General features: G+C 54.2%; 14 protein-coding genes and 1 tRNA gene. 8 read left to right on the forward strand and 7 right to left on the reverse strand.

The features are described from left to right. Window positions 1-17: 17 nt before the first annotated feature. The 3 genes from fadJ to ACQG0S_RS15410 form a co-directional block, all read right to left on the reverse strand. Window positions 18-2,165, reverse strand: coding sequence for a fatty acid oxidation complex subunit alpha FadJ (gene fadJ / locus ACQG0S_RS15400; protein ID WP_045308682.1), 2,148 nt, complete (start codon window positions 2,163-2,165; stop codon window positions 18-20). Further along, on the reverse strand, window positions 2,165-3,475 hold the full coding sequence (gene fadI, locus ACQG0S_RS15405; protein WP_063138123.1) for an acetyl-CoA C-acyltransferase FadI: 1,311 nt from the start codon (window positions 3,473-3,475) through the stop codon (window positions 2,165-2,167). Before fadI ends, fadJ begins: the two co-directional genes overlap by 1 nt. A gap of 237 nt (window positions 3,476-3,712) precedes the next feature. Beyond that, the gene (locus ACQG0S_RS15410; protein WP_022648869.1) at window positions 3,713-3,997 is read right to left on the reverse strand and encodes a YfcZ/YiiS family protein; all 285 of its coding nucleotides are present in this window, start codon (window positions 3,995-3,997) and stop codon (window positions 3,713-3,715) included. 372 nt (window positions 3,998-4,369) lie between these two features. Here ACQG0S_RS15410 and fadL point away from each other — a divergent pair, with 372 nt between their 5' ends. Further along, entirely contained in the window at window positions 4,370-5,653 is a 1,284-nt protein-coding gene (gene fadL, locus ACQG0S_RS15415; RefSeq protein WP_022648870.1) for a long-chain fatty acid transporter FadL, read from the forward strand. Window positions 5,654-5,697: 44 nt separating this feature from the next. Here fadL and mlaA read toward each other — a convergent pair whose 3' ends face one another. Beyond that, a complete protein-coding gene (gene mlaA / locus ACQG0S_RS15420; RefSeq protein ID WP_022648871.1) occupies window positions 5,698-6,450 on the reverse strand; it encodes a phospholipid-binding lipoprotein MlaA in 753 nt (250 codons plus the stop codon). Window positions 6,451-6,764: 314 nt separating this feature from the next. On the opposite strand from mlaA, the gene ACQG0S_RS15425 reads away from it, so the two are divergent. From ACQG0S_RS15425 to ypdK, 4 genes are all read left to right on the forward strand, one after another. Continuing rightward, window positions 6,765-7,694 carry a formate/nitrite transporter family protein gene (locus tag ACQG0S_RS15425; protein WP_022648872.1) on the forward strand — a complete coding sequence of 310 codons (930 nt, stop codon included), beginning with the start codon at window positions 6,765-6,767 and terminating at the stop codon, window positions 7,692-7,694. A 75-nt stretch (window positions 7,695-7,769) separates the two neighbouring features. After that, a tRNA-Arg gene (locus ACQG0S_RS15430) sits at window positions 7,770-7,841 on the forward strand. 248 nt (window positions 7,842-8,089) lie between these two features. Further along, window positions 8,090-9,010, forward strand: coding sequence for a kdo(2)-lipid IV(A) palmitoleoyltransferase (gene lpxP / locus ACQG0S_RS15435; RefSeq protein ID WP_168713920.1), 921 nt, complete (start codon window positions 8,090-8,092; stop codon window positions 9,008-9,010). Between the two features lie 359 nt (window positions 9,011-9,369). Next, window positions 9,370-9,441 carry a membrane protein YpdK gene (gene ypdK, locus ACQG0S_RS15440; protein WP_099458937.1) on the forward strand — a complete coding sequence of 24 codons (72 nt, stop codon included), beginning with the start codon at window positions 9,370-9,372 and terminating at the stop codon, window positions 9,439-9,441. Between the two features lie 57 nt (window positions 9,442-9,498). Here ypdK and alaC read toward each other — a convergent pair whose 3' ends face one another. Then, on the reverse strand, window positions 9,499-10,734 hold the full coding sequence (alaC, locus tag ACQG0S_RS15445; RefSeq protein WP_023300650.1) for an alanine transaminase: 1,236 nt from the start codon (window positions 10,732-10,734) through the stop codon (window positions 9,499-9,501). Window positions 10,735-11,120: 386 nt separating this feature from the next. On the opposite strand from alaC, the gene ACQG0S_RS15450 reads away from it, so the two are divergent. Continuing rightward, window positions 11,121-12,818, forward strand: a complete 1,698-nt coding sequence (locus tag ACQG0S_RS15450) for a sensor histidine kinase (protein ID WP_022648926.1) — start codon at window positions 11,121-11,123, stop codon at window positions 12,816-12,818. Between the two features lie 13 nt (window positions 12,819-12,831). Continuing rightward, window positions 12,832-13,563: a LytR/AlgR family response regulator transcription factor gene (locus tag ACQG0S_RS15455; RefSeq protein ID WP_126315044.1), complete on the forward strand. Its 732-nt coding sequence runs from the start codon at window positions 12,832-12,834 to the stop codon at window positions 13,561-13,563. 35 nt (window positions 13,564-13,598) lie between these two features. Here the strand turns inward: ACQG0S_RS15455 and glk are convergent, their stop codons facing one another. Next, window positions 13,599-14,564 (reverse strand): glucokinase, encoded by a 966-nt coding sequence (gene glk / locus ACQG0S_RS15460; protein ID WP_022648928.1) that lies wholly within the window; start codon window positions 14,562-14,564, stop codon window positions 13,599-13,601. A gap of 205 nt (window positions 14,565-14,769) precedes the next feature. On the opposite strand from glk, the gene ACQG0S_RS15465 reads away from it, so the two are divergent. Next, complete coding sequence (locus ACQG0S_RS15465) at window positions 14,770-16,005, forward strand: ion channel protein (RefSeq protein ID WP_022648929.1); 1,236 nt, start codon at window positions 14,770-14,772, stop codon at window positions 16,003-16,005. Here the strand turns inward: ACQG0S_RS15465 and ipdC are convergent, their stop codons facing one another. Next, entirely contained in the window at window positions 16,006-17,664 is a 1,659-nt protein-coding gene (gene ipdC, locus ACQG0S_RS15470; protein ID WP_022648930.1) for an indolepyruvate decarboxylase, read from the reverse strand. Window positions 17,665-17,780: the final 116 nt, after the last annotated feature.

Below are 17,780 nucleotides of genomic sequence, written 5' to 3' on the forward strand. Positions count from 1 at the left end.
TTTACCCTTCTTTGACTTCAGTTTACGCAATCAGTTTCCCTTGCGGGCCAGAATGTCTGACCCCGTTCCGCCATCTGCAATAATTCGTCACAAGGTGTAAACCGTGGACCGTATTGCGAGGCCAGACGTTGCAGGATCGCAACCACTTCACCCGCCCCGAGGGTATCCATATACCGGAACGGGCCGCCAAGGAATGGCGGAAAACCGATACCAAACACGGCACCGATGTCGCCGTCGCGCGCGCTTTTGATCACCTGCTCACCAAAGCAGCGCGCCGCTTCATTGAGCATCATCATCACGCAGCGCTCAGCACACTGAACCGCCGACAGTTTTCCCTGACCCGTGACAGGAATAAGCGCATAAACCGAAGGGTCGACCTGTTTCTTGCTTTTACGCCCTTTCGCGGCGTAAAGATAGAAACCGCGTTCATTTTTTCTGCCTTTGCGATCGTCCTTCAAAATTGCGGAAACAAAGTTTGCAGGCGGCGCAAAACGATCGCCATAAGCCGCTTCCAGCACAGGGATAATTTTAGTCCCCGTATCAATTCCTACCTCATCCAAAAGTTGGATTGGGCCGACGGGGAAACCAAACTTCACCAGGGCGTCATCGACGTGCTCAATTTTCTCCCCTTCCGTCAGCAACCGCATCGCTTCGTTAATATACGGCGCCAGAATGCGGTTGACGTAGAAGCCGGCTTTGTCCGCGACCACAACAGGAGTTTTGCCCTGTTTTTTCGCCAGCTTCACCACGGTGGCAATAGTTTGCGGGCTGGTTGTGGCATGAGGGATAACCTCCACCAGCGGCATTTTTTCGACAGGACTGAAATAGTGCAGCCCTATCACCTGCTCCGGGCGCATGGCTTTCGCCGCGATGTCGCCGATCGGCAAAGACGAGGTGTTTGACGCGAAAATGGTGTGCGGCGCGCAATGCTGTTCAACGTCCGCTACCATCTGCTGCTTAAGGGCCAGATCTTCGAACACGGCTTCAATCACCAGATCGCGGTGTGCAAACCCACTGTAGTCGGTGGCGCCAGTGATCATCGCGAGGGTTTTATCGCGATCGCTGGCCTTGATATGGCGGCGTTTCACTTTGCGATCAAGGTTCTGCCAGCTGTACTGCAACGCGTGGTTGATGCCCTTAGGATTGATATCTTTGATACGTACGGGCAATTTGCCTTTGCTGGCGGTGACAAACGCGATGCCGCCGCCCATCAGCCCACCACCCAGAACCGCAACGGCGCGCAGCGGAGCCGGTTCAGCTTCACTGCCCGGATCTTTTTTAACCTCCGTGCTGGCAAAGAAAATGCCGCGCAACGCCTGCGACTGCGGCGTCATCGCCAGCTCGCCAAACGCTTTCGCTTCCGCGGCATAACCGCTGCTGCTGCCCTGCGATAAACCGGTTTCAATCACCTTCAGAATGCGCGTCGCTGCCGGATAGTTCCCTCTGGTTTTTTGCTCGGTTTTTTTACCCACCATATTAAACAGCAGCGTGCGCCCCAGCGGCCCGGCGAGGATACGCTCACGCACCGGCAGGGGGCGTTTCGCCTGACGACCTTTCAGCGCCCGCTCAACGGCAGTCTCAAGCAAGATTGCGTGCGGAACGACCTCATCAACCAGACCCGCCTTTAACGCCTGACGGGCGCGCAGCTGTTTACCGGTTAAAATCATCTCCAGCGCAGTACTGACGCCCACCAGCCGCGGCAAGCGCTGCGTGCCACCTGAACCGGGCAGCAATCCAAGCTGTACTTCAGGCAGTCCGAGTACGGTTTTCGCATCGTCGGTACAGATGCGACTGTGGCAGGCCAGCGCCAGCTCAAGCCCGCCGCCCAGGCAAGCCCCGTGGATCGCAGCGACAACGGGTATCGACAGCGCATGGATCTCCGCCATCACCTGCTGCCCCTGACGCGCCAGATCTTCTGCTTCCTGAGCGCTTGTCGCCCGGGCAATCATGTTGATATCGGCCCCGGCAATAAAGTTATCCGGCTTTGCCGAGATAAATACCAGGCCACGTATCGCTTTGTTTTCGCGGATCTGTCTGAGCATCGCACGCACCTGAACGCCGAACTCCGCCTTCAGGGTATTCATTTTTTCGTCGGGCACATCAATGGTGATAACGGCCACGTTATCAAGGCGAACAGCAAGGTTAAATGCAGATGTCGTTTCCATTATTCAGCCTCCAGAACCATTGCTGCGCCCAGACCGCCCGCCGCACAGGCGGTAACGAGACCAAAGCCGCCGCCACGGCGACGCAGTTCGTGTAAGGTCTGGGTTATCATTCTCGCGCCGGTCGCCGCAAACGGATGACCGTAGGCAATGGAGCCACCCAGCACGTTAAACTTACTCTGATCCACTTCGCCTGTGGCATGTGCGCGGCCCAGCACGTCGCGGGCAAAACGTTCGCTCGCCATAAGCTGCACGTTTGCCAGCGTTTGTGCGGCAAAGGCTTCGTGCATATCAATTAGCGTGAGATCGGAGAGCGTTAGCCCCGCGCGCTCCAGCGCCAGCGGCGTGGACCAGGCCGGTCCGAGCAGCATGTCCTGCCAGACATCGATGGCGGTAAAGGCATAGCTGCGCAAATAGCCCAGCGGTGTGATGCCCAGCTCTTTCGCCCGGGATTCCGTCATCAGGATCACGGCGGCGGCACCGTCCGTCAGCGGCGTACTGTTGGCCGCCGTAACGGTGCCATGTTTACGGTCAAAGGCCGGTCGCAGTTTTGCGTAATCTGCCAGCGTTGAGGTGCCGCGAACGTTGTTATCTTCCGCGAGCGGTTCCCGGTAAGGCGGTACATAGGCGGTCATCACTTCGTTGGTCAGTTTGCCCTCCGACCAGGCTTTCGCTGCCAGCTGATGCGAGCGATGCGCCAGCGCATCCTGCTGTTCGCGGGTAATACCATAGGTTTTTGCCATCTGCTCGGCTGTATCGCCCATGCGCAGGCCGGTGGAGTATTCAGCAACGGCAGGTGGCACGGGCATGAGGTCGCGCAGGCGTAAACGCGAGAAGAGTTTAAGCTTTGCACCGGTAGTGCGAGCTTTGTTGGCATCCACCAGAATGCGGGCCAGCTGTTTGCTGACGCCGATGGGCAGCACGGAGGAGGAATCCGCGCCGCCGGCAATTCCCGCGCGAATGGTCCCCGCCATCAGGCTTTCCGCCACGTTCGCCACCGCCTGGAAACTGGTAGCGCAGGCGCGGCTGACGCTGTAGGCGTCGGTATGAACATTCATGCCGGTACCCAGCACGATTTCACGCGCGATATTGGGTGCTTCCGGCATCTGTACCACCTGGCCGAAAACCAGTTGCTCAATAACCTCTAGCGGGATCTCGCTGCGAGCCAGCATCTCCCCCACCACCATTTTTCCCAGATCGACAGCCGGTATACCGTGAAACGCGGTTGCCTGACGTGCAAACGGCGTACGTAACCCGCTGACAATGGCAATGCGGTCACCGTGTCGGGTGATAAGCGGTAATGCCTGACTCATAACACTCCCCTGTAAAAAAATTTTGCGCGCACGTTAAGTGGTCTGACCTGATAATAGTCTTAACTATTTTTTTACATTGAGCCAATCGGGGAAGCGAAAAATTGCGAGCTAAGGCACAGAGAAGAAAAAGAAAATGCCCAGGGTAAAAGCAAAACGGTAACCCGTGGGTTACCGTTTTTAGTGTTTGCGCCCTCTCCCGTGGGAGAGGGTTGGGGTGAGGGCACCAGACCGCAGGAATTAACGCAGGCCCAGCTGGAAGATCAGCGTTTCTGCCTCGCAGGCGAACACAAAGTCGATATCCAGCTGTACGCCGCCTTCCACTTCCGTGAAGGTAGATTTGATTTCACATGGATCGGATTCGACTTCACGCGCACGCTTGCTCAGCGCGGCCAGCGTCTCTTCCGCTTCAGCGCGGTTAGGGAATACGCGGCTGTAAGAGGCGGTGCAATCGGTGTTGTCCATAATGGTGCCAACATCCATACAGCAGCAAACCGGGGTTTCATCAGCACTGCATTTACTCATAGCTCAATTTCCTCTGTATTCGCGCAGCGCGCGAGATAAACACGATGCGACTATTTTACGCCCCCGGACGAGCCCCCTCCAGCCGTTAATGGCGCAAAACCGGATAAGTGAGCAATATCACACTAAAAAATGATCTAAAACAAAATTCACCTTTTCGGATGAATCGTACTGGTCACAATTTTGCCAACCAGATCTCGTTTCATGAAACATGTTTGAAAATATTAATAAACAAACTTGCAACATCCCAGCTGGTCAGACCTATACTCTCGCCACTGGTCTGATTTGTATGTCATACCTCAGACCCTACACTTCGCGCTCCTGTTACGGTATGTAACAATTATTGAATAAAAATAACTCAATGAGGTTATGGTCATGAGCCAGAAAACCCTGTTCAAACAAACTGCTTTAGCAGTTGCAGTGGCAATCGTCTCAACGTCCGCCTGGTCAGCGGGCTTCCAGTTAAACGAATTTTCTTCCTCTGGCCTTGGCCGTGCGTATTCCGGGGAAGGTGCGATTGCCGATGACGCAGGCAACGCAAGCCGTAACCCGGCGCTTATCATGATGTTTGATCGCCCTACCTTCTCTGCCGGTGCGGTTTACATCGATCCTGATGTCAACATTTCTGGCAAATCTCAGTATACCGGCGCAGATCTGAAGGCGGATAACATTGCACCAACGGCGTGGGTGCCTAACCTGCACTTTGTTGCGCCAATCAATGAACAGTTTGGTTGGGGTGCCTCTGTCACCTCAAACTATGGCCTGGCAACGGAGTTCAATAACAACTACCCGGCCGGGGAATACGGCGGTAAAACCGACCTGACGACCCTGAACCTTAACCTGAGCGGCGCATATCGTCTGAACGATAACTGGAGCTTTGGTCTGGGCTTTGATGCTGTCTACGCTGATGCAAAAATCGAGCGTTATTCCGGGGAGCAAACTGCTGCGCTGCCGAAAAACAGCAATAAAATTGCCAGCCTGAAAGGTGACGAGTGGGGTTACGGCTGGAACGCCGGTATCCTGTATGAACTGGATAAAAACAACCGCTGGGGTCTGACCTACCGCTCAGAAGTGAAGATTGACTTCGATGGCGATTACAAAAGCGGCATCCTGAGCCCAGTCAACGGTATGGTACCGGGCGCAGGCACCACCATTCCATGGGGTACCTCGAATCAAACCGTACCGGGTTCACTGTCACTGCATCTGCCAGAAATGTGGGAAGTGTCAGGTTATAACCGCGTTGCGCCGCAGTGGGCTATTCACTATAGCCTCGCGTATACCAGCTGGAGCCAGTTCCAGGAGCTGAAAGCCACCGGCAGCAACGGCCAGACGCTGTTCTATAAAGACGAAAGCTTCCACGATGCTTACCGTATCGCACTTGGTACGACCTATTATATGGATGACAACTGGACGTTCCGTACCGGCGTGGCATTTGATGACAGTCCGGTACCGGCAGATAAGCGTTCTATCTCCATTCCGGATCAGGACCGTTTCTGGGTAAGTGCGGGGGCAACCTACGCGTTCAACGAGAATGCCTCTATCGACGCGGGCGTGTCGTACATGCATGGACAGAAAGTGACCTTCCAGGAAGGCCCTTACGAGTTTACCTCTGAAGGTAAAGCCTGGCTGTTTGGTACCAACTTCAACTACGCGTTCTAATCCCAACACGATTAAAAAAGGTGAGCATCGCTCACCTTTTTTATTTATTCCGAATCGATATCTTTTAATTCGTTCTCGATGGCTTTCGCGTTCGGATTATCTTCCGGCTTCAGCTTACCGCCGTTGGCAATAAAGTCATGGTTCTGGAAATAGGCCTCGCGGACCATGATGTACGGATCGGAAGACTGACGCAGCAGACCGTCAGAGTCCAGCAGTTGCGCACGCGTTTCAATCCCTTCCACGGTCCATTTACCAATCGACAGCGGCCAGGTGAGCCATGACAGCACCGGATACAGCGTATCCACCATATCGCCGCCATCATCACGCACGGTAAAGCTGCCGTAGAATGGCAGGTGCACATACGGCCCATAACCTACGCCATAATGCCCCAGTGTGCTGCCGAAACGATGCGGCTGTTCACGCTGTAATTTCGGGTTCGCCATGCCTGCGACATCTATTAAGCCGCCCATACCCAGCAGAGAGTTCAGGAAGAAACGGGTGAAATGCACCATCCCCTGATACGGGTCGCCCTGGAGGAAGTAGTTCACCATCACCGCTGGCTCTTCCAGGTTACTGGTAAAGTTGCTCAGCCCGTTACGCGCTGGCTGCGGAACGTAGTCACGCCATGCCACGGCAACCGGACGAACCAGATATGGATCCAGCACATTATAGTTAAAGTTGTACATTGAACGGTTAAATCCTTCGAGAGGATCGGAGCGTCCCGTTTGCTCGCCAGAGCTGGCGCAGCCCACAAGCATCGTTACGCCCAGCGCAAGCGCCGACAGCCGAAGCTTCATATATTTCTCCCTGTTCAATATGGCTATCGTTGAATGCCATCTGTGACGGAGCCTGTGAGGCTCCGCCTGAAACGTGCAAGTGATTGTAACAGCACGCTTACCGATGTCTACGAGGACAATGACGACCCGCTCGCGTCATCACGCTAATTTCAGCATAGCCTGTCTTTAAGAATTCGTTTCGCTGGCAATTTTATATTGGCTTTGAAAGAGATGTCTCACCTTTATTGCCATTTTCAGCAATTTAAGAGCTTCCCCACGGGCAAGGCGCCAAAAGCCGCTACGCTTAAATGAGCGATTACCCCGAAGGAGCAGTTATGAAAGATATTAACGAAGAAAAAATTGGTGAGAACAATGAGGAACATGAGATTGAAAGTGAGGAGAAAGACCGGGGAGAAGAGATAGAAGTCGATGAGGATCGCCTGCCGTCGCGCGCCATGGCCATTCATGAGCATATTCGCCAGGATGGCGAAAAGGAGATGGAGCGTGATGCAATGGCCCTGCTGTGGTCGGCCATCGCAGCCGGTCTGTCGATGGGTGCCTCTCTGCTCGCCAAAGGTATATTTCACGTTCAACTGGAAGGCGTGCCGGGCGGTTTTTTGCTGGAGAATTTAGGCTACACGTTCGGCTTTATTATCGTCATTATGGCGCGACAGCAGCTTTTCACGGAGAACACCGTCACTGCCGTACTGCCCGTCATGCAAAATCCGACCCTTGGTAATTTTGGTTTACTGATGCGCCTCTGGAGCGTCGTGCTGCTGGGGAACCTGATCGGTACGGGCGTTGCAGCCTGGGCCTTCGAGTATATGCCAATCTTTGATGAACCGACCCGCGACGCATTCGTGAAGATTGGCATGGACGTAATGAAAAATACGCCGGTTGAAATGTTCTCTAATGCCATTATCTCCGGCTGGATCATCGCCACTATGGTCTGGATGTTCCCGTCAGCGGGCAGCGCGAAAATCGTGGTGATTATCCTGATGACCTGGCTTATCGCACTCGCCGATACCACGCACATTGTTGTCGGGACCGTTGAAATCCTTTATCTGGTATTTAACGGCACACTCCACTGGAGCGACTTTTTCTGGCCGTTCGCCCTGCCTACTCTCGCAGGCAACATTTGTGGCGGAACCTTTATCTTTGCACTGCTGAGCCATGCGCAAATCCGTAACGACATGTCCAACAAGCGTAAAGCCGAACTTAAGGCTCAGGAAAAAAAGGATAAAACTGCCGAAAAATCGGCGTGAACGGTGACTCTTTGACCAGTCAGGCGGCAATGCGCTTAACGAGAAGTGTAAATAACGCTATACTCTTGCCGCTTCGTCCCCTTAGTTAAATGGATATAACGAGCCCCTCCTAAGGGCTAGTTGCAGGTTCGATTCCTGCAGGGGACACTTTTAATTTCCCCCTATAATGCCTGATTTATCAATCCGCTTTGCAATTGCCGCTTTTTTAAGCAAAAACGAGTAATAGCTCATAATGTATAACGGTGCTACATTAAGCCGCCCACCCAAGTCAGCAATGGCCAGGCAACGTCGTAAAGAACGGTAAAGCCTGCAACCATGACCTCGTCCTACGGTCTCAATGGCACGTGGTATCGCGAAGTCTGCGCTACCTTCACAGGCTTTACAAAGGTTCCACTATTTTGTCTCAATCCAAATTTCAGCGGGCGTTTCTGCACCCGCGCTACTGGTTTACATGGTTCGGCCTTGGCGTACTTTGGCTGCTGGTCCAGCTTCCTTATCCCGTGATTCGCTTCCTGGGTTCGAAGCTCGGCAGCGCATCGCGTCACTTTCTTAAGCGTCGCGAGTCCATTGCCCGAAAAAATCTTGAACTTTGCTTTCCGCATTACAACGCGCAGCAGCGTGAAACGCTGATCGCTGAAAACTTTAAATCTATCGGTATGGCGCTGCTTGAAACCGGTATGGCCTGGTTCTGGCCAGACGAGCGTGTCCGTAAATGGTTTGACGTTGAAGGTCTGGATAACCTCAAACATGCCCAGATGCAAAAACGCGGCGTGATGGTTGTGGGTGTGCATTTTATGTCGCTTGAGCTGGGCGGCCGCGTTATGGGTCTTTGTCAGCCGATGATGGCAACCTATCGCCCGCATAACAGCGCACTGATGGAATGGGTACAAACGCGGGGCCGCATGCGTTCAAATAAGGCGATGATCAGCCGTAACAATCTGCGCGGTATGGTTGGCGCCCTGAAAAAAGGTGAAGCCGTCTGGTTTGCCCCGGACCAGGACTACGGCCCTAAAGGCAGCAGCTTTGCCCCTTTCTTTGCGGTTAAAGATGTCGCTACGACGAACGGTACCTTTGTGATTTCACGTCTCTCTGGCGCCTCGATGTTAACGGTGACCATGGTCAGAAAAGCGGATAAGTCAGGCTATCGTCTGCATATCTCACCGGAGATGGCGAACTATCCTGAGGATGAGAGTGAAGCCGCGACCTTTATCAATAAGGTGATTGAGTTTGAGATTATGCGAGCACCTGAGCAGTATCTGTGGATGCACCGCCGCTTTAAAACCCGCCCTCTGGGCGAAGCCTCACTTTATATCTAACCCCTTTCGAAGGTTAGTTTCGCTAAGAAACTAACCTTTTCAAGCACCTGTAATCGCAGTGCATAACGGCTTTTTTCGACCGTCGCTCAACAGGCATTTATTGCGTACCGAAATCAAACTGTCGCCGTTCCACGACACTCGTAAGTATCGGAAATTATTTAAAAAAATGCCTCTTGTCACTCCTGAAATTTAGGCGTACATTAGCGCCGTCTGGCGACAGGAAAGCACAGAATTCAGAGCTGAAGTTAGCGACGTAACGGGATAATTCCGATTTCCCCTTTCGCATGATTTCAACTCTCTATACTCAGTTGGACTCTGTTTTTTTAATGCGTACCGGAAGATACGCGGAGCGATGAAACGTGAAATATTTCTTTATGGGCATTTCGGTTATTGTTTTAGTTTGGGCCGGAACGTTTGCTCTGATGATCTAGTTAAGAAAATGCAGTCAAAAAAACAGGCGCCGTTGGCGCCTGTTTTTTTGGTGTCCGTTACGACTCGGGTTGTTCCACGACGCTCTTCACTGCGAGCAGGCCATCCGCGCGGAACATGCTTTTAATCCCCCGCACAGCCTGACGGATACGGTCGCTGTTTTCGATCAGCGCGAAACGCACATGCGTGTCACCGTAGTCACCAAAGCCAATGCCTGGAGAGACGCAAACCTTCGCGTCCTGAAGCAGTTTTTTGGCAAATTCCAGAGATCCCATCGCCGCATACGGCTCGGGGATTTTCGCCCAGACGTACATGGAAGCTTTAGGCATTTCAACCATCCAGCCCGCTTCGTGAAGCCCTTTTACCAGCACATCACGGCGGCGCTTGTACTGGGCGGCAATATCAAGCACGCACTGCTGATCCCCTTCCAGCGCCGCGATGGCCGCGACCTGCAATGGCGTAAACGTACCATAGTCATGGTAACTTTTAATACGCGCCAGGGCGCTCACCAGCGTTTTGTTTCCCACCATAAATCCAATTCGCCAGCCCGCCATGTTGTAGCTTTTCGACAGGGTGAAAAACTCAACCGCCACATCACGGGCACCCGGTACCTGCATAATTGACGGCGCTTTCCAGCCATCATAAACGATATCAGCATAGGCGAGATCGTGTACCACCAGCACGTCGTAACGCTTAGCCAGCGCGACCACTTTCTCAAAGAATTCGAGTTCGACGCATTGTGCCGTTGGGTTGGACGGGAAACCGAGGATCATCATTTTCGGCTTCGGATAGCTTTCACGAATCGCCCGTTCCAGCTCGTTGAAGAAGTCGACGCCTTCCACCAGTGGAACAGAACGCACCTGCGCGCCAGCAATCACCGCCCCATAAATATGAATTGGGTAGCTCGGATTCGGCACCAGGACGGTATCGCCGTGATCGAGCGTCGCCAGCATCAGGTGGGCCAGCCCCTCTTTGGAGCCAATGGTCACAATCGCTTCGCTTTCAGGGTCGATATCCACCTGATAACGATCCTGATACCAGCGGGAGATAGCCCGACGCAAGCGTGGAATGCCGCGTGAGGTTGAATACCCATGGGTATCGGGACGCTGGGCAACTGTGCAGAGTTTCTCAACGATATGCGGCGGCGTTGGGCCGTCAGGGTTACCCATACTGAAATCGATAATGTCTTCACCGCGCCGACGCGCAGCCATTTTCAGTTCAGCAGTGATATTGAAAACATAAGGGGGGAGACGATCGATACGCGTAAAACGGCGTTCAGGACTGAATTCAGCCATAGATTCCTCAGAGTCACGTTAGCGCCCGGACCGTCCGAGCGACGCTGCCACCCGTGTGGCATGCTTAGAAAATAACCTGAAGAAAAAGACGCTGTCGAGGGGATAACGGCAAAACAATATATTGCGCTAAAACGGGAATGCGATTGTAGTGAAAAGCGGAACTCTTATCGTGATCAGGCAGTTTTAAGCGCTGCGATTTAACACAATATTTTCAGTATCGTTACCTGACGCTTCTCCCCAAACGAAAAAGCAGCGACTTTCAGTCAAAAGCCAGCAATCCCCTTTGAGAATTATGGTTTTTCCCCATTTGATAAATCTGATGGATAGCTGGTCATCTGGCCCTATGTTTTCTATCATAGATTTTTCCCGTTTTCCCAGGCCTGACCGTGCACGAAATCTTCAATATGCTCCTGGCGGTGTTCGACCGCGCGGCATTAATGCTGATCTGTCTCTTTTTCCTTATCCGCATCCGCTTGTTTCGCGAACTGTTGCATAAATCTGCCCACTCGCCAAAAGAGCTGCTGGCCGTTACGTTTATCTTTTCGATGTTTGCCCTGTTCAGCACCTGGTCCGGCGTGCCGGTAGAAGGCTCGCTGGTGAACGTGCGCATCATCGCCGTCATGTCGGGCGGGATCCTCTTTGGTCCCTGGGTCGGGATTATCACAGGCATTATCGCCGGCACCCATCGATACCTGATTGATATTGGCGGCGTGACGGCAGTCCCCTGCTTTATCACCAGCATTATTGCCGGGGTACTCTCCGGCTGGATTAACCGCAAAATCCCGAAAAAACAGCACTGGCGCGCGGGGATAATCGCGGGGATGGTCTGCGAAACGCTGACCATGATCCTGGTCGTCGTCTGGGCACCGACCACTGCGCTGGGGCTGGATATCGTCTCGAAGATCGGTATTCCGATGATCCTCGGAAGCGTCTGTATAGGCTTTATCGTGCTGCTGGTGCAAAGCGTGGAAGGCGAAAAAGAGGCCAGCGCCGCGCGTCAGGCGAAGCTGGCACTGGATATTGCCAACAAAACGCTGCCGCTTTTCCGACACGTTAACACCGAATCTTTACGTCAGGTTTGCGATATCATCCGCCGGGATATTCACGCCGATGCGGTCGCCATCACCAATATTGACCACGTGCTGGCCTATGTTGGCGTCGGTGAGCACAATTATCGCGACAGCGACGATACCATCAGCCCGACCACCAGACAGGCGATTAACTACGGAAAAATCATCATTAAAAACAATGATGAAGCCCACCGGACGCCAGAGATCCACTCAATGCTGGTGATCCCGCTGTGGGAAAAAGGCGTGGTCACGGGGACGCTGAAAATTTACTACTGCCATGCACACCAAATCACCTCCTCGCTCCAGGAGATGGCGATTGGCCTGTCGCAGATCATCTCCACCCAACTCGAAGTTTCGCGTGCGGAGCAGTTGCGCGAGATGGCAAATAAGGCAGAGCTGCGTGCCCTGCAAAGCAAGATCAATCCCCATTTCCTGTTTAACGCGCTGAATGCTATCTCCTCTTCCATTCGTCTTAATCCGGATACCGCGCGGCAGCTGATTTTTAATCTGTCGCGCTATCTGCGCTACAACATTGAGTTAAAAGACGACGAGCAGATCGACATCAAAAAAGAGCTGTATCAAATCAAGGATTACATCGCGATTGAGCAGGCACGCTTTGGCGATAAGCTGACGGTCATTTACGATATTGATGAAGAGGTCAACTGCGTGATTCCAAGCCTGCTGATCCAGCCGCTGGTGGAAAACGCTATTGTTCACGGCATTCAGCCGTGTAAAGGAAAAGGCGTGGTCACGATTAGCGTGACGGAAAGCGGTAACCGCGTGCGAATCGCCGTGCGCGATACCGGACACGGCATCGATCCGAAAGTTATCGAGCGCGTCGAATCAAACGAAATGCCGGGAAATAAAATCGGGCTGCTGAACGTGCACCACCGGGTCAAGCTGCTGTACGGTGACGGGCTGCACATTCACCGCCTTGAGCCGGGCACCGAGATTGCTTTTTATGTTCCGAACGAACGAACGCCCGTTAATGCCCCCATATCCTTGTTGCCGTAGGCCGGAGTAACAGATGAAAGTCATCATCGTAGAAGATGAAATTCTGGCTCAGCAGGAGTTGAGCTGGCTTATCAAAACCCACAGCCAGATGGAGATTGTTGGCTGTTTTGAGGATGGTCTGGACGTGCTGAAATTTTTGCAGCATAACCGGGTCGACGCGATTTTTCTCGATATTAATATTCCGTCTCTGGACGGCGTTCTGCTGGCGCAAAATATCAATCAGTTCGCCCACAAGCCGTTTATTGTGTTTGTCACCGCGTGGAAAGAGCATGCCGTGGAAGCCTTCGAGCTGGAGGCGTTTGACTATATTCTCAAGCCATATCAGGAGTCGCGTATTATCAGCATGCTGCATAAGCTGGAAGCCGCATGGCAGCAGCAGTCGCTGCCCGCCAGTGCCAGTCCGGTAGCGCGTGAAAACGACACCATTAATCTGGTGAAGGACGAACGGATCATCGTCACGCCTGTCGACGATATTTACTATGCTGAAGCGCACGAAAAAATGACGTTTGTCTATACGCGGCGTGAGGCCTACATAATGGCGATGAACATCACCGAATTTTGCAACAAACTCCCGGCAGCGCACTTCTTCCGCTGCCACCGCTCGTTCTGCGTCAATCTGAACAAGATCCGCGAGATCGAACCCTGGTTTAATAACACCTATATTTTGCGGCTGAAGGATCTGGATTTTCAGGTGCCGGTAAGCCGCAGCAGAGTGAAAGCGTTCCGCCAGCTCATGCACCTGTAGCGCGTTCCCTCTCCCGCAGGAGAGGGAGACGGATGTCAGAGGATCTGGCCAAGTACCTGACGCAGATGCGCCCCGGAGCCAAGCAAGCCCGGATTGTCGTGGACAATCAGGTAAACCGGAATGTCCTGCACGTAACTTTTGAAGCGGCCTTTGTCTTCAAAGCCACCACGGAAACCGGAGGCGGTAAAGAAATCGAGGAAGCGCGGCACGATCCCGCCCGCAATATAGACCCCGCCAAAGGTGCCGAGATTCAGGGCCAGGTTGCCGCCGAAACGCCCCATAATGACGCAGAACAACGACAAAGCACGACGGCAGTCAATACAGCTGTCGGCCAGCGCGCGTTCGGTCACATCTTTAGGCTGCAGATTTTCCGGCAGACGTCCGTCTGATTTTACAATCGCCCGATACAGGTTCACCAGACCCGGACCAGAAAGCACGCGCTCGGCCGACACGTGACCAATCTCGGCGCGTAGCTCCTCAAGAATAATGCCCTCTTCTTCGCTGTTCGGCGCAAAATCCACGTGGCCGCCCTCACCCGGCAGGCTGACCCAGCGTTTGTCGACGTGAACCAGGTGCGCCACCCCCAGACCGGTTCCGGCGCCGTAAACAGCAATGGGTTTGCCTTCAACCGGGGCCGTACCGCCGAACTGAATCAGATGCTCAGGTTTAAGCATTGGGATAGCCATGGAAACCGCAGTGAAATCGTTGATAATTTCAAGGTGCGAGAAGCCGAGGTTTTTCCGCATTTCGGCAATTGAAAAGGCCCACGTGTGGTTGGTCATCGCCACCCAGTCGCCGGTGATCGGACAGGCGATGGCGATACAACCGTCTTCAACGCTCACTTTATGCTCTTCAAGATAGACGCGAACTACCGCTTCCAGGCTTGGGTAATCCAGCCCTGAATAGGTTTTCGCCTGAGAAATTTCACCGCTGTTTACATCGCACAGGGCAAGGCGCGCGTTGGTGCCGCCTACATCACCTACCAAAGCATACTTTGTCATTCTTCTACTGCTCCGCTAAAGTCAGAATAAATCTTTGGGACACTGTAAATTCAAGGCGTGATAACAACAACGACCAGAAGGTGACTGCCCATGGATTATCGATCTTCGTCACATAATAACTTTACCGTTTCAGCACCTTTTGCACTATTGCCACAATGCTGATTGTGCAAAGTAACGTTAAGCCGTTTTGTACAAGGAAATCATCATGCTCCATCCGCGAGCCAGAACCATGCTGTTATTGGCTGTCCCGGCGCTAATTATTGGCGTAGCGTCGAGCCTGGTGCTCATCGTCGTCATGAAAGTAGCGGCAGTGCTGCAAACGATTTTATGGACCGCGCTGCCGGTTAAACTTGGCATCAGCACTGACTCGCCAGGGTGGATCATGATGATGCTGACCCTGACCGGAATTGCCGTAGGTCTGGTGATCCGCTATAGCCCGGGCCATGCCGGGCCGGACCCGGCACTGGAACCCTTGATTGGTGCGCCAGTATCTCCCTCTGCTCTGCCGGGGCTTGTTATCGCGCTGATTATCGGTCTTGCGGGCGGCGTAAGCCTCGGGCCTGAACATCCCATTATGGCGGTTAATATCGCGCTGGCGGTCTTTCTGGGAGCGCGTCTTTTCCCGCGCGTTGGCGCGCTGGACTGGACGATTCTGGCTTCCGCCGGTACCATCGGGGCACTGTTTGGTACCCCAATAGCGGCTGCGCTCATCTTTTCGCAAACGCTCAGCAGCGACAATGATGTGCCGCTGTGGGATAAACTCTTTGCGCCATTGATGGCCGCCGCAGCAGGGGCCCTCACGACCAGCCTGTTTTTCCATCCTCATTTTTCACTCCCCATCCCCCACTATGGCCAGATGCAACTCACCGATATTGTCAGCGGTGCCGTCGTCGTCGCGATAGCCATTGCGCTGGGAATGATCGCAGTGTGGTGTCTTCCGCGCCTGCATCGTCTGATGCACAGGCTGAAGCATCCGGTGCTGATTCTGGGTATGGGCGGTTTTATTCTGGGCGTTTTAGGCGCTATCGGCGGGACGGTTACGCTGTTTAAGGGTCTGGACGAGATGCAGCAGCTGGCCTTCAGCCAGGTTTTTGGCGTCTCCGATTATCTGCTGTTCGCGCTGGTAAAACTGGCGGCGCTGGTGATCGCTGCAGCCTGTGGTTTCCGGGGAGGACGGATCTTCCCGGCGGTATTTGTTGGCGTCGCGCTGGGGCTGATGCTGCATGAGCACGTCGACGCTGTCCCTGCGGCGATTACCGTCTCCTGCTCCATTCTGGGGCTGGTACTGGTGGTAACGCGCGATGCATGGCTGAGTCTGTTTATGGCGGCCGTTGTGGTGCCGGATACCACGCTTCTGCCGCTCCTTTGTATCGTGATGTTGCCCGCCTGGCTCCTGCTGGCGGGCAAACCGATGTTGATGGCATGGCGAAACGACAGGTAATCAGGCGTTATTGCGCGCCTCCAGCGCTTTGGTCAGCGCGCTCAGCAGCGGCGGAATATCGGCTTTCGGCAGCATCACCTCGATCAGCGATAGTCGCTCGTGGTGTGCTACTTTATCCAGCACCTCCGCCAGTGTTTCCGCTTCGCTGACGCGCCAGCATTCTGCCTCTGGCGCCAGGCTCAGCGCCTGCGGGATCTGCGTCCAGTTCCAGAGGGCAATATCGTTATAGCGCTGCTCCGGCCCGTGGATGGCTCTCTCAACCGTGTATCCCTCGTTGTTAAGCACCAGAATAATCGGGCGCTGCTTGTCGCGCAGCATCGATCCCAGCTCCTGAATGGTCAACTGCGCGGCACCGTCACCCGTCAGGACAATCACGCGTCGGTTCGGACACGCTGTTTGCGCGCCAAACGCCGCCGCGAGCGTGTAGCCGATCGATCCCCAAAGCGGCTGGACGATAAAGTTCACGTCTGCCGGTAAACGCAAATCGATAGCGCCGAAAGCAGACGTCCCCTGGTCAGCCAGAATAATGTCTCCGGGGCGAATAAACGTTTGCAGGGTTCGCCAGAAGCTCTCCTGAGTCAGCGCCCCTTCGATAGTGGGGAAAGAAGAGCTGCTGTGATCCGATGGCGCTCGCGTATCACGTACATGCGTTTTGCACAGCGCTGTCAGCGTTTCAATGGCCTCCCTCATCGGGATACCCGTAAACCAGACGTCGCCGACGCGGGACGCGTGGGGCTGAACCTCTATCGTCTGATCTGGCGTCAGCTGGTGGGTAAACCCGGCTGTGAGCGTATCGGTAAAGCGCGTGCCAATGCACAGCACCGTATCAGCCCCCTCGATTGCCTCTTTGACCGCCGCGGCGCTCGCCGATCCGCTGTAGGTGCCATAAAAACCGCTCTGTCGTTCGTCAAAAATGCCCTTGCCCATCAGCATGGTGGCGTGTGCCATCGGCACCTCTTTCACCCACGTCTGAAGGGCCGCGCGCAAACCGTGGCGCAGCACCAGGAAGTCCGCTAACAGCGCGGTGCGTTTGCTCGTTGACAAACGCTTTTCGGCAGCCTCACGGAACGCTTGCATGCAGGCTGAATCGGCCGGTGCGGAGTTAAGAGTGAGAGCGCTTACAGGGGGCGTAGCGGCTTTTTTCGCCACATCGGCGGGCAGCATCAGGTAGCCCGGACGGCGCTCCCGCAGCATGGTGGTCAGGACTCTGTCAATTTCATAGCAGGCGTTTTGTTCGGTAAGCACCGCCTGTGCAACGGTGATGGGTTCGCTCATGTGGTAGAAATGGCGGAACTCGCCGTCGCCTAAGGTGTGGTGCAGTAACTCTCCTCGCTGCTGCGCCGCCATACCCGGAGCCCCCACAATATGGAGCACGGGGACATGTTCGGCAAAGCTGCCCGCCACACCGTTCATGGCGCTTAACTCCCCAACGCCGAAAGTCGTCAGGAGTGCGGCAAATCCCTTACAGCGGGCATAGCCGTCTGCGGCGTAAGACGCGTTCAGCTCGTTGGCACAGCCCACCCAGCAGATGTCCGGGCTGTCTATCACATGGTCGAGAAACTGCAGGTTATAGTCGCCCGGCACGCCAAACAGATGATCGGCACCGCAATCTGTTAGTCGGTCCAGCAGGTAATCGGCGACGCAATAGGGGGTACGCATATTATAGGTGTCCTTCTGACGTTGTCCTCACTCTGAGTATTAAATAAGCGTGAAGGGTGTCCAGAATTGGCGACAATCAGGGGCTGGAAAGAATGCTTTACGAAAAAAGCTGAGCT

The sequence above is a fragment of the Enterobacter cloacae complex sp. 418I7 genome (assembly GCF_050030705.1).
Taxonomy (GTDB): domain Bacteria; phylum Pseudomonadota; class Gammaproteobacteria; order Enterobacterales; family Enterobacteriaceae; genus Enterobacter; species Enterobacter intestinihominis.

Bases quoted from the DNA above. Each gene is read 5' to 3' on its own strand.
- ACQG0S_RS15455 (WP_126315044.1), top strand. From the start codon at position 12,832: ATGAAAGTCATCATCGTAGAAGATGAAATTCTGGCTCAGCAGGAGTTG.
- mlaA (WP_022648871.1), bottom strand. From the start codon at position 6,450: ATGAAGCTTCGGCTGTCGGCGCTTGCGCTGGGCGTAACGATGCTTGTG.
- fadL (WP_022648870.1), top strand. From the start codon at position 4,370: ATGAGCCAGAAAACCCTGTTCAAACAAACTGCTTTAGCAGTTGCAGTG.
- alaC (WP_023300650.1), bottom strand. From the start codon at position 10,734: ATGGCTGAATTCAGTCCTGAACGCCGTTTTACGCGTATCGATCGTCTC.
- fadJ (WP_045308682.1), bottom strand. From the start codon at position 2,165: ATGGAAACGACATCTGCATTTAACCTTGCTGTTCGCCTTGATAACGTG.
- ACQG0S_RS15410 (WP_022648869.1), bottom strand. From the start codon at position 3,997: ATGAGTAAATGCAGTGCTGATGAAACCCCGGTTTGCTGCTGTATGGAT.
- ipdC (WP_022648930.1), bottom strand. From the start codon at position 17,664: ATGCGTACCCCCTATTGCGTCGCCGATTACCTGCTGGACCGACTAACA.
- ACQG0S_RS15465 (WP_022648929.1), top strand. From the start codon at position 14,770: ATGCTCCATCCGCGAGCCAGAACCATGCTGTTATTGGCTGTCCCGGCG.
- glk (WP_022648928.1), bottom strand. From the start codon at position 14,564: ATGACAAAGTATGCTTTGGTAGGTGATGTAGGCGGCACCAACGCGCGC.
- ACQG0S_RS15425 (WP_022648872.1), top strand. From the start codon at position 6,765: ATGAAAGATATTAACGAAGAAAAAATTGGTGAGAACAATGAGGAACAT.
- fadI (WP_063138123.1), bottom strand. From the start codon at position 3,475: ATGAGTCAGGCATTACCGCTTATCACCCGACACGGTGACCGCATTGCC.